General features: G+C 49.1%; 8 protein-coding genes. 2 read left to right on the top strand and 6 right to left on the bottom strand.

The window, feature by feature from the left end:
- Positions 1–58 precede the first annotated feature (58 nt).
- From ACYUJT_RS04290 to ACYUJT_RS04275, 4 genes are all read right to left on the bottom strand, one after another.
- Positions 59–1276, bottom strand: a complete 1218-nt coding sequence (locus tag ACYUJT_RS04290) for an AraC family transcriptional regulator (RefSeq protein WP_460319047.1) — start codon at positions 1274–1276, stop codon at positions 59–61.
- A 235-nt stretch (positions 1277–1511) separates the two neighbouring features.
- Positions 1512–2216: a class I SAM-dependent methyltransferase gene (locus ACYUJT_RS04285; protein WP_460319045.1), complete on the bottom strand. Its 705-nt coding sequence runs from the start codon at positions 2214–2216 to the stop codon at positions 1512–1514.
- 113 nt (positions 2217–2329) lie between these two features.
- Positions 2330–3451, bottom strand: coding sequence for a putative lipid II flippase FtsW (gene ftsW / locus ACYUJT_RS04280; RefSeq protein WP_460319043.1), 1122 nt, complete (start codon positions 3449–3451; stop codon positions 2330–2332).
- An 18-nt stretch (positions 3452–3469) separates the two neighbouring features.
- A complete protein-coding gene (locus tag ACYUJT_RS04275) occupies positions 3470–4465 on the bottom strand; it encodes an LCP family protein (protein ID WP_460319042.1) in 996 nt (331 codons plus the stop codon).
- Positions 4466–4852: 387 nt separating this feature from the next.
- Here ACYUJT_RS04275 and ACYUJT_RS04270 point away from each other — a divergent pair, with 387 nt between their 5' ends.
- Positions 4853–6091 (top strand): RICIN domain-containing protein, encoded by a 1239-nt coding sequence (locus tag ACYUJT_RS04270; protein WP_460319040.1) that lies wholly within the window; start codon positions 4853–4855, stop codon positions 6089–6091.
- Positions 6092–6208: 117 nt separating this feature from the next.
- Here ACYUJT_RS04270 and ACYUJT_RS04265 read toward each other — a convergent pair whose 3' ends face one another.
- A complete protein-coding gene (locus tag ACYUJT_RS04265) occupies positions 6209–6628 on the bottom strand; it encodes a GNAT family N-acetyltransferase (RefSeq protein WP_460319767.1) in 420 nt (139 codons plus the stop codon).
- Between the two features lie 241 nt (positions 6629–6869).
- Positions 6870–7028, bottom strand: a complete 159-nt coding sequence (locus tag ACYUJT_RS04260; RefSeq protein ID WP_460319039.1) for a hypothetical protein — start codon at positions 7026–7028, stop codon at positions 6870–6872.
- A 307-nt stretch (positions 7029–7335) separates the two neighbouring features.
- On the opposite strand from ACYUJT_RS04260, the gene ACYUJT_RS04255 reads away from it, so the two are divergent.
- On the top strand, positions 7336–12360 hold the full coding sequence (locus ACYUJT_RS04255) for a rhamnogalacturonan lyase family protein (protein WP_460319038.1): 5025 nt from the start codon (positions 7336–7338) through the stop codon (positions 12358–12360).
- Positions 12361–12486 lie beyond the last annotated feature (126 nt).

The following is a 12486-nucleotide window of genomic DNA, read 5'->3' as shown; positions in this document are numbered from 1 at the left end:
GCTTTCCCCTCTCAACTTGATAATGATTATCATTGAGAATGATTATAGATCATGTTCCCTAGGTAGCACCATGGACGGTATCCTGTAAACGATATGGACATTTTCCTGTAAACATGAGCAGCGCCTCATCCAGCATGCGGCTTATAGAAAGCGCGGAGTATTCGAACCAGGGGTCGGACGGAATCGAATGCACTTGGCCGTTCTTTACGGCCTGCAATTGCCGCCACTGCCTGGAATGCTGCAGAGATAGCCAGTGGGAACGGGATGCCGATTCCGCACATACGACGGCCAGTATCCGGCTTGGATTGATGGCTGCCAGCTCCTCAAGCTTAAGCTGACGATTATCTGACAAAGAAGCGGGACAAGCCGGTTTTATTTTCAAGTCCTCAACCAGCACATCTAGTATTCCGCGATTCCAATACGTGTGGATGCGATCTCCATAAATCCGCAGTACCAGGATGTTGTCATTGCCTAACGTTTTTCCGATCTCTTTTCTCGCTGCCTGGACTTTTAACTCATACTGTCCGATCCACCGCTCGGCCTTCTCTTCCCTCTCCAAAAAACGGGCAAGCAAACGCAGCTGCTCTCGCCATCCGCAGCTCACCGCAGGCACGAAGTAGGTCTCCGCAATACTGCTTAGCTTGACCTGCTCGCTTCTCGCGAGCCGATCGGTTCCGATAATCGCATCAGGCCGAAGTCCAGCCAGCTTCTCCATATTGGCTGCAAATGCTAACTGGTTGTAAGGCTCCAAGAGCTGCAAATGGGACGTAATCTTCATCCGGTAATCGTTATAATAATAAGCCGTCCACTTCGGATCCAGCGGAGCAGCCACCGGAATTATATCCAGGGCCAGCAGCAGTCCGGCAATCTCGGGAGAGCAGGCCGCGATGCGCAGCTTCGCTCTCTTGATGTAGTCCGAGGGGGATATGCCCACCTCTTTTTTAAATTTGCGGCTAAAGTAAAATTCATCGCTGTAACCTACCATTTGAGCAATGTCCCGCAGCCTCAGCTGCTCCCCCGAGGAGAGCAAATAGCGCTTGGCCTGATTGATGCGCAGTTCGGATAAATATTTCATAGCGCTCTTTCCGAAGCTCTTTTTGAATAAATCAACGAAATACTTCGGGCTGATATTCGCCATCTCGGCCAATTGGGCAATGGTTAGCGGTTCGTGAAAATGCTCTTCCATGTATTGCTTGATCTCTAATAGCTCTTTCTTTGTACTAGGTTCATCCCCCAGCGAATCTACTGTATATGAATGTGAATGATCTGAAATCATAAAAATTCCTCCTTAAAATAAAAGGAACCACCCTCTAACTGAAAATGATTCTCAATATCATATATTCTATTTTAACCAATCTCTGCCAACGGAGGCAATAGAAATCAGCCATACCTTGCGAAATTGAGTAAATGTGTTGTTTGGAAAAAAAATATCCACTCACCTCAAGGTAAATGGATAAAGATATTAACCAATATGTTTGGGTATTACTGGACAAGCACAGCCGGTGATCCGATCAAAAATCGTTTGCGGAAAACTGCTTCCACCATACTCCTGCGCATTCGGGCAAGCTTGACCAGCGATTGTTCTTTATCCGCTCGGCCAACTCCTCGCCAAAGAAAAATTCAGTATGTTCAATAGTCTCTTCCACGGACGCGAAAGTATAGTCTGCCCTGATCCATCGATGCTGGAACCCGTATTTTTGCTCAAGCAGGGAGTAGTAGGAAGTAAGGAATCCTGGCGGGTCGGGCGTTTCCGTTCCGGTACCCATCGTCTCGAATATGATGATTGTCCCGTTAGGTTTGAGAATGCGCTTCAGTTCTGTAAAAATTTTCTCCAGATTCATCTCCCAATCCTGATGATTTGAGCTCGCAAGGTAACAAATGCTCCATCCAGACACCACGAGGTCTATGGACGAGTCGGGGATAGGCAGCGATCTATGATCCGCCTCTACTATAATCCAGTTGCGGACAAAATTCTGTTCTGTCAATTTTCGATCTAGAATATCCAGCATGGGCTGTGATGCGTCGGTGCATATGAGCGTTTTGGCTTCTGAAGCGAGAAATGAGGCCAGCCTTCCGGAGCCCGCTCCTAAATCAAGCACGTCCAAATTCCGGTAAGGTCTTATTTGCCGGACGATTTCAGATAGATCAGGCTGCCTGCTGATCATCGCGTCATAAGCCCCGGCTTGAGATAAATAAACTTGATCATGATTTGACATAGCTCTCTTTTCACTTCCTATTACATCGTATTTTAAACAACAAAAACCCCAGCCGTAGACGCTCTTATCTAAGGCTGAGGGGTATGCTTGGCTTGAGCATCTTCTATTATATATCAAAGCTTCTGCTCCGCAAGAAGCCGATTATTCTCGCGGGATATGCTGAGCAATAAGCCCACGGCAGCCATATTCGTAAGCAGCGCAGACCCGCCATAGCTGATAAAAGGCAGCGGTACGCCCGTAACCGGCAATATACCGACTACCGCCCCGACATTGAGCGCAAATTGAATAAAGATCATGATTACAATGCCTATGCCAGCAATCAATCTGAATAAATCCTGGCTCTTCAAGGCGATGAGGAATCCCCGAGAGAGCAGCCAAAAGAACAGAACGATAAACAGAAAAGAGCCGACAAAGCCGAACTCTTCGCCGATAATGGCAAAAATAAAATCGGTATGCGCCTCGGGCAAATACTGTAGCTTTTGAACGCTTCCTCCTAGCCCAGTGCCTGTCAATCCGCCATGGCCTAAGGCCATAAGCGATTGCAAAATCTGATATCCCGTATTGGTAGGATCGGCAAGCGGGTTTAAAAACGAAGTAAGCCGCTGAATGCGATAACTTTTGCTCATGGCCACATACGCCAAAAACGGCAAAGCGCTTAAACCAAGCAGCATAATATGGCGCAAATTAGCTCCACCTACGATCATGCAAGCCAGCGTAATGATGCAAATAATGGACATCGTACCGAAGTCAGGCTGGAGCATGATCAGAACGATAACTATGCCGGCTACGACGAGGATCGGCAAAAGCCCTTTTTTGAAGTCTCTGATTCGCTCGCCCTTATTGCTAATGAGTGCCGCTAAATATAGGATCAAAGAGAGCTTCGTCCACTCGGACGGCTGGAGATTGAAGCTGCCGAGCACAATCCACCGTTTGGCTCCATTGATCGAAGCCCCGATAATCAGCACCAGAATCAGTAGAATCAGTGTAAAAAGCAGCAGGATCGGCGCGATTTTTTTCCAGCGTATAAAAGGAATTCCCATCAAGAACAGCATAAGGAACAGACCGATCGCTGCAAATAAGCCTTGCCTGTATATGTAAAACATAGCCTCCTGATGCTTATAAACAGCCAAAGTGGAACTGGCGCTAAAGACCATAATGAGCCCGAAGCCCACGAGCAAAATCGTTAGAATAAGCAGAATAAAATCCGGTCTGCCTCTTGGTTTGATGTTACTCAAAGCGATATCCCCTCGTCCTTATTGATCATGCTGTTCAGCCGCTGCCGAACTGGAGGATAAGAGCTCCTCGACATATTTCTGCAGACGGTTTTGGTCTACGGTTATGACGGACGCGCCTTTGATCTTCTCTTCCCGCAGCATGTCCAGCGGCGGCAGCTGACTGGAGTGGATGGAGTCCTGATTGATCTTATAGCATAATCCGGCCAGCTTCAGCATCGTCCTAGAATCCATATTCGTCTGCACATAAGGAGCGATTTGATTTAAAATCTGCGGCAGATTCACGAGGGTCGTGACATTTTGCATTTTCTTGGCGACGGCCTTCAAGAACTCACGCTGGCGCTCTGTCCGTGTATAGTCTGAAAGAGCATCTTTACGGAACCTCACATATTGCAGCGCCTTGTTCCCGTCAAGATGCTGCATCCCTTCCTTCAAATCAATCTGATAATGCGATTTATCCGCCGTATCGGTATACTTCATATCTTTTTCAACATAGAAGTCTACCCCTCCGATAGCATCGACCAACTGAATGAAGCTTTCAAACTCCACAAAAACGTAATATTGAATCGGGATGCCAAGTAAATCTCCCACAGTTTTGCTAGCCAGCTCCGGACCCTCTTTCCCGCCAAAAGCAAGCGCGGTGTTGATGCGATTGTTCCCGTGTCCGGGAATTTCGACATAGGTGTCCCGCAAAATCGAGAATAAATGGACCGTCTTTGAGGCAGGATCAATCGAAGCGACCATGATCGTATCCGAGCGTCCAGGGTCCTCATCCAATCTCCCATCTCCGCCGAGAAGCAAAATGTTTAACCGCTCTTTCCCTTCCCACTCCGGAAGGACAAATTCGTCGGGTTGCTGTTCTCCTCCGCCTGTTTGTTCATTCTTCTTCTGAATTTGTTGTCCAAAATGAATAAAAGAATACCCGTAATAACCTACGCCTAGCAGTAATAGAATCGCTAGAGGGAAGCCCAGCTTCCATCCCCATCTTCTTCTCCGAGACTTGCCTGTGTCACTCATCCCTATAAATCCTCCAAACTTGAAAATACCGGTAATGCACCATCATTTTATCCTGAAGGAGGCCAGAAAGGGTTATGAATAAGTTAACACTGACTCTAGACGGCTAAGACGGGCATGCGTTAATGCAAAATTCCTGACGGACAGGAGGTTCGCTAGTGTGAAAACTAATCCGGCTTCAGCCAACCACCCTTATTTTCCTATATTATATAATCTTCAACTAAAAATATAAATTTTAGTTGAAATCGCTAACAATTTGCCCGTATAATGGAAATGAAAGGGATGATAGCGTTATCATTTATTAAATCGAAACCGGTTCAGTAGTTTTGCACGCAAGCGCAGCGTGTAAGCAATCCTGCAAGACTAACTTCTATAAAGGAGCGAAAAATCATGTTGAAACGCGGGAAATTATTGTATCTTTTTTTGCTGCTTACTCTTCTGATTTCTTTCGTGCCCACCGGGAATACTAGCGCTGCACCCAACTGGAACCTCGTATGGAGCGACGAGTTTGACGGCAATTCCCTGAACTCGGCCAACTGGACAGCCGAAATCGGTACCGGCAGCGGAGGCTGGGGCAACAACGAACTGCAGTACTATACGAACCGCCCGCAGAACCTTCAAGTGACGGGAGGCAATCTTGTCATTACTGCCCAGAAGGAATCCTACGGCGGCATGAATTACACTTCTGCCCGGATCAAAACCCAAGGACTGAAGAACTTTACCTACGGTAAAGTAGAAGCTAGAATCAAGCTTCCTTCCGGACAAGGGCTGTGGCCGGCATTCTGGATGCTGGGCTCCAACATTACAACGGTCGGTTGGCCGAGATCCGGTGAAATCGATATCATGGAACGGGTCAACAACAACTCTTTCGTGAACGGCACCGTACATTGGGATGCGAATGGCCATGCGGAGTATGGGCGCACGTCGGGAAATCTTGACTTCTCCCAATTCCATACGTACAGCATTGAATGGGATCCGAACTACATTCGCTGGTTTGTAGACGGCGTCCAATTTAACGAGTTCTATATTGCGAACGGCACCGGCAATACGGAGGAATTCCAGAAGCCATTCTTCATCCTGCTGAATATGGCCGTCGGCGGCAACTGGCCGGGAAGCCCTAATGCTTCGACGCCTTTCCCGTCGCAAATGCTGGTCGATTATGTACGCGTATATCAAGCTGCGAGTTCGCCAAACATCGTGAATGGCGGTGTTTACACGCTGACCTCCAAAGCGAGCGGCAAAGTGCTGGATGTCCTGGACGTCTCCACCGCGGATGGCGCCAAAATGCAGCAATGGACCAATTACAGCGCCAGCAACCAGCGCTTTAAAGTTGAAAGCACAGGAGACGGGTATTATAAGCTGACAGCCATGCACAGCGGCAAAGTGCTGGACGTGCCAAGCTCCAGCACGGCGAGCGGCGTGCAACTGCAGCAGTGGACCGACAATGGAACCAATGCCCAGCGGTGGATGTTAGTCGATGCGGGCGGAGGCTACTATAAGCTGGTGTCAAAGGCTAGCGGCCTGGTCATGGATGTGGCCAGTTCCTCGACAGCAGACGGTGCCGCAGTCCAGCAATGGACCGATAACGGTACGGATGCCCAGAAATGGCTGTTTACGAAAGTGAATTAATAGGCAACTGAGCTGCTGCTGTATACAAGAGAAACCCTTTAATCATCTGACCAAAGGGTTTCTCTTTCTGCTATTCAATTCATCTCCGGGTGTCTCTATGAAATAGCAATGGTCTTGTTACCTGCTGTCTACTCCTGGTGCATCGTAACTTAACCTTATCATATCCCTGCACTGTATTCCGTTCTCAAATATCGCCTCATCATAATGCCGGATAAAGAAATCGCGATCCACCCCCGTAATTCTGAATCCGCATTTCTGATATAACCCCAGTTGGCTCAGACTCGAGTTTCCAGTGCCAATTTCAATCGTCATTGCTTGCTGCTCTATGGCCTCTCCAATCGCACGCAAGACTAATTGCTTGCCAATGCCTTGGCCCTGATAGTCTTCGCGTACGGCAATATTCATGATCTCGATCGTCTCTGGACGCGTCCTTAGCAATACGAATACACCGATGGTTTCAAGTCCATTCGTGGCGATGTAGCATTGACCTCTCGACAAATATTCCTTCACATTCCGTTCAGAGGGATCGGCAAGCATTAATAATTCGAACGGGGCATCCTCCGTATTTTTGAGCAGTTGAACTGTAAGCTCCACAATAAAGTTCTCCTCTTATGTATTCTAATATTCATGATAGTATTCGAGATCCGGTTGTTCAACTCCTCTCTTCGTTCAAAAGCCATATTCGCCGCCGATTGTTTCGGAAAATAACTACGCCAACAAGGGCGCCCCGCGGTTTCTAACCGTCAAGGCACCCTCGATATCCCCGATTCAGGACATATTATTCCTTATGCTCAGTATGTTCCTTCCCAAATGCCGCCTTGGCATCTTCAACCATTTCTTTGGCAAACTCTTCTCTTTCCTTGTCTGGAACAGGCATCTTATTCAACGGAGTCCGCTGCACTTCATATTTGCTGAGGCCATGTGTCTCCTTGCTCATTTCGTATGCACCCCCTTCAGTTCTTATATAGTCCAACTATAGGATGCAGATAAACAAGCCATTTTATGCATCGCTGTAAGCAAGCCTATTTTCCAGGAAGTCTGATTTTTAAGGAAAGATAACTGTTTTGTGAACCTTTATTGCCGGATAAAAATGCTATTATCTTTATTGTAATTAGCAAATATTTCAAAATTATTTCATGAAAGGGGGGAAATTATTATTGACAAGAAATAACTGTTGTTATTTCAGTTTATTTGTAATCGCTTGCAATCGAACGAGCCTTACTATACTAAATTAGAAAGAGGGTATGGCATTTATGCAAAGCAACGTTTATAAACATCCATTCCTTATTTTTTTAATTACGGTTATGCTTTTCAGCACCATACTCCCCTTCGGGTCAAATGCTCACGCAGTTGAACCGAAATCCCTAAACTCCTCACTTGAGACAGTCACAAGCGCTGTCTATGACGCTCCTGCCCCCTTACTGGATAACGATGAGCTCCGCTTTGACTTCGGCCCTGGCGAAATTGCAAGCGGTTACAAACGAGTCACAGCCGCTACTCCCTACTCTCAGGAGCTGGGTTACGGATTCACTGATCCATCCAAGGTCTCTGAACAGGACCGCGGAATAGCCAACCCGCTGAAATCCGATTTCGTCATTCCGAGAGATACATCATTTATTGTGGATCTCCCGAATGGCGATTATACGGTCTCGCTAATCGCTGGCGATGAGAGCGGGCCGACAGATATCGCCATTGCAGTAGAGACGATTCAAAAGGTGCAGCAAACAGCCAAACCGGCTGGGCAATATTTGGAAATGGATTTCGATATCGCTTTGATTGACGGACAATTGAATCTGGATTTTACGGGTACGGCACCAAATATCAATACCCTCGTTATCCGTAAACAGCTGGATCGTGTGCCAGGCAATCAACCGGTCGTTTATCTCGCCAGCGATTCAACGGTTCAAACGTACGACCCTTATTGGCAGCCGCAGGCAGGCTGGGGCCAGATGTTCGGCCGCTACTTTACGGACGATGTCCGCATCGATAATCGCGCCATCGGCGGCCGCAGCTCAAGGTCATTTGTATATGAAGGCAGACTGGACGAAATTCTGCGGGCGATTAAGCCCGGTGATTATTTGCTTGTCCAATTCGGCCATAACGACGCAACGATTAGCAGACCTGAGCGTTATACCTCGCCCGAGGATTTCAAAATCTATCTGAAATCCTATGTTCTTGGTGCAAAGCAGCGCGGGGCTATCCCTATTCTTATTACCCCTGTTGGCCGCAGGGATTTCAACGCAGCTACAGGCAAGTTCAATGTCAGCTTCCCCGAATACGTGAAATCGATGAAGGAAGTTGCGAATGAGTTTGATGTGGAGCTCGTCGACTTAAGTGCGTTAAGCGTTGCATACTACGACTCCATTGGGCCGGAAGCAGCCCGTTCCGCATTTCTGCACGTAGATCCGGGCGTCTATCAAGCGTTCCCTAATGGGTCTGCAGACGACACTCACTTCCAGGAATACGGCGCAATCCAAATCGCCAAACTCGTTGCCGGCGGAATACAGCAGCTCGGATTAATGCCGCTCTCGGGTTATGTGAAGGAGATCGAGCAGCCTGACCATGTGCCAGCCAAGCCGCAAGGTCTGACAGCAGGCAGCATTAGCAATGCTGGTGCAGTCCTGAAATGGAGTGCCGCCGAATCAGCAGAAATCTACAAAGTTTACCGTAAACTGGCCACGGAGCCGGAGTCAGCCTACAAGATGATCGGGACCTCAACGATTCCCTCCATTACGATCAGCGGCATGACAGAGGGCACAGCCTATACCGTTCGCATTACTGCCGTTAATGGCCGGGGAGAATCCGAGCCTTCGGATGAAATTCGCATTGGAACGAAATCTGCCCAATACAAATACGATTTCGGTCCAGTTGGCGCCCCAGTGGCCGAAGGCTATACGGAGGTAAATCGCCAAACACTGTATACGCCCGAGCGCGGTTACGGGCTAACCAGGGGCGCGGGCATGGACGATCGGGATCGCGGAAATGCAACGGACGCACTGCGCCGGGATTTCGTCATCTATTTTGGCGGAAGCTATGAATTCAAGGTCGATTTGCCGAACGGTTCTTACTCCGTCAAGACTTATACGGGAGATTGGATCGGCTCGACGCGAACCGATGTCAATATCGAAGGAAAAGATTACGGCACAGTCTCCTCCGGCAAAGAAAATATCGCCGAGAAAGTCTTCAACCAGATTGCGGTGACCGATGGGCAAATGAACCTGGTCTTCAGCGGGCAGACAGCGCATCTCAACGGTCTGGAGATCACACCTATTCTGCTTGCGCCGGATTCGCTCCAGTTGGATGTACTGCAACTGGCGAGCGATCCTGTCACCGCAAAGCTATCCTGGCAGGCAAGCGCAACGGATGCTGCCAAATATCAGGTTTACCGCCAAACCGAAGGGGCTGCCCATCCGGAGCTGATCGGGGAAACGACCGACACCTCATTCACCGACACAACGGCGGATGTAGGCCTGACCTATGTATACAGCGTAACCTCGATGGATCATGGCGGATTTGAATCCATTCCATCGAACGGGGTAACTGTAGCCATGGTCGATTCCAGCCAGCCGCTGGCTCCTGTGCCGACAGCGCTGAGCGTTCAGGCCATCCATAAGAATGATGTTACCATCGCCTGGGATGCCGTTGATGAGGCTCGGTTCTATCATGTCTATCGTGCGGCTAAAGCGGATGGCGAGTACACGCTTATAGGAAAAACTAAAACGGCCTCTTATACGGATGCGACCGTACTTACGACAATTCCTTATTACTATAAAGTCGCATCGGTCAATGCTGGAGGCATCTCCGAGATGTCGGATATGCTGAAGACGGAGGCGGTAACGACGCTGTACCGTGAGATGGAGTATTTGGATCGCGCTCCTGTTGCAGTAAAGACGAAGGACGGCAACTACATCGGCTGGAGAATGCTCGGGCTGGATCCGGACAATATCACTTTCAACATATATCGTGACGGAATCAAAGTGAATAAAGAACCGATCTCGGACAGCACGAATTTCGTGGATACAAAGGGAAATGAGCAATCCAAATATAAAATAACGACGGTCATCGGCGGCAAGGAAAAAGACGCCAGCAGCGAGTTCGGCGTATGGCAGCAGCAGTATCTTTCAATCCCGCTGCAAAAACCGGCTGATGCTTATACTAAAGACGGCCAACCCTACACGTATACTGCCAATGATGCCAGCGTCGGTGATCTGGACGGTGATGGCGTCTATGAAATCGTACTGATGTGGTCGCCTTCCAATGCCAAGGATAATTCGCAGAGCGGATATACCGGAATCGTCTATTTGGATGCTTATAAGTTAGACGGAACGCGGCTATGGCGCATTAATCTTGGCCATAACATCCGGGCCGGAGCGCATTATTCCCCGTTCCTAGTTTATGACCTGGACGGAGACGGCAAAGCCGAGGTCGTGCTAAAGACGGCTGACGGAACGGTCGATGGCCAAGGCAAGATTATTGGCGATGCCTCTAAGGATCATAGGAACAGCTCAGGCTACGTTCTGCTTGGCGACGAGTTCCTCACCGTATTTGACGGCAAGACCGGAGCTGAATTGTCTACCGTCCCATATGACCCACCGCGCGGAGATGTGGGGGCATGGGGCGACACGTACGGCAACCGGGTCGACCGCTTCCTGGCCGCTGTGGCCTATTTGGACGGAGAGCATCCTAGCGTTATTTTCAGCCGGGGTTACTATACTCGTACCGTTCTGGTCGCATACAACTTCAAGGACGGCAAATTAACGAAGCAGTGGCGTTTTGATACGAATGATGAAGGCAATGGAAGTTATGTCGGCCAAGGCAACCACAACCTGTCGGTCGGCGACGTGGACAACGACGGCAAGGATGAAATCATCTTTGGCGCAATTACGATTGATGATGATGGCAAGATTTTGTACAGCACGGAGCTTGGACATGGCGATGCCCTGCATTTCGGGGATCTCGACCCGACTCGTCCTGGACTTGAGGTATTCGGGGTTCATGAGAGCACGGGTGCCAAATACGGACTGGAGATGCATGATGCGGCCACCGGCGAAATCCTATGGGGCGTATTTACGGGCAAGGATACCGGTAGAGGCATGACCGCCGATATCGATCCAAATTATCCGGGCGAAGAAGCATGGGCGTCGACAATTACGAACGAGGAGCATATTCCGATTACAGGGCTTTATAGTGCAAGAGGCGAGTTAATCAGCGAGAAGATCCCGTCCTCCGCCAACTTCGCCATCTGGTGGGATGGAGACCTTCTTCGTGAGCTGCTCGACCATAGATGGAATAATGTTACTAAAACGGGTACAGGCACGATCGATAAATGGGATTACAAGAACAAGACGACGATCAACCTGCTGACGGCTGAAGGCACCTTATCGAACAACTACACGAAAGGAAATCCTTCTCTGCAGGCCGATCTGTTCGGCGACTGGCGAGAAGAGGTCATCTGGCGATCCGAGGATAGCACCGAGCTTCGCGTCTACACCACGGTAGACCCGACGGAGTACAAGCTTCGCACATTGATGCATGATCCGGTATATCGCCTTGCGGTCGCCTGGCAGAACGTTGCCTACAACCAGCCGCCGCATCCGGGCTTCTTCCTAGGAGAAGGCATGGAGCAGCCTAAAGCCCCACTGATCACTTACGTAGGGGCACCTAACGAACCGGAGGAGCCGATTAAAGCTGCTGGAGCACCTGGCAAGCCGGTATTAACCGATAATAACGGATACGATACCGGCCTGCTGGACGGCGACTATACGATCACTATGAACATGTGGTGGGGAAATAACGGCAGTGAGTATAAGCTTTACGAGAACGGGCAACTGATCGATACGCAGAAGCTGACGGACGATTCTCCTTCCGCCCAAACGGCGGCGACGGAAATTACGGGTAGGCCAAACGGAACCTATACCTACACCTGTGAACTTACCAATAAATTCGGTACGGCCACCTGTGAAGCAAGAACCGTTACCGTTAAGCATGCAGCACCAGCCAAGCCGGTACTTTCCGATGACAATTGGGACGGCGACGGCAGCTACCAACTGACGATGAATTTATGGTGGGGCACGAATGCAACCGTTTATCGCCTTTACGAGAATGGCATTCTTATCGATACCCAGGCTCTGGCAGCTTCTACTCCGCATGCACAGTCGGCGGTGACCAAGATCGAAGGCAAAGCCGCCGGAGAGTATGAGTACCAGGTAGAACTGGAAAACAACAGCGGTATTACGAAAAGCGATATTTTAAAGGTTACAGTCAAATAAAGCCGCAAGAAATGGGGCTGTTCCGAATGAAATCGATTCGGACAGCCCCATTTTTATAGGGATGGTATTACGAAAAAGCTAAATATTATACAGGTCGACAGGAGATCATATTCGTACTAAATCGTA

The sequence above is a fragment of the Paenibacillus sp. YSY-4.3 genome (genome assembly GCF_054767475.1).
Note: the sequence above shows the minus strand (reverse complement) of the source record. Positions and strands in the feature narration are given on the sequence as shown.

What these genes read in the sequence shown, in the direction of transcription:
- ACYUJT_RS04275 (WP_460319042.1), bottom strand. Translation starts at nt 4,465, where the DNA reads ATGAGTGACACAGGCAAGTCTCGGAGAAGAAGATGGGGATGGAAGCTG.
- ACYUJT_RS04285 (WP_460319045.1), bottom strand. Translation starts at nt 2,216, where the DNA reads ATGTCAAATCATGATCAAGTTTATTTATCTCAAGCCGGGGCTTATGAC.
- ACYUJT_RS04290 (WP_460319047.1), bottom strand. Translation starts at nt 1,276, where the DNA reads ATGATTTCAGATCATTCACATTCATATACAGTAGATTCGCTGGGGGAT.
- ACYUJT_RS04260 (WP_460319039.1), bottom strand. Translation starts at nt 7,028, where the DNA reads ATGAGCAAGGAGACACATGGCCTCAGCAAATATGAAGTGCAGCGGACT.
- ACYUJT_RS04265 (WP_460319767.1), bottom strand. Translation starts at nt 6,628, where the DNA reads ATGCTTGCCGATCCCTCTGAACGGAATGTGAAGGAATATTTGTCGAGA.
- ACYUJT_RS04255 (WP_460319038.1), top strand. Translation starts at nt 7,336, where the DNA reads ATGGCATTTATGCAAAGCAACGTTTATAAACATCCATTCCTTATTTTT.
- ACYUJT_RS04270 (WP_460319040.1), top strand. Translation starts at nt 4,853, where the DNA reads ATGTTGAAACGCGGGAAATTATTGTATCTTTTTTTGCTGCTTACTCTT.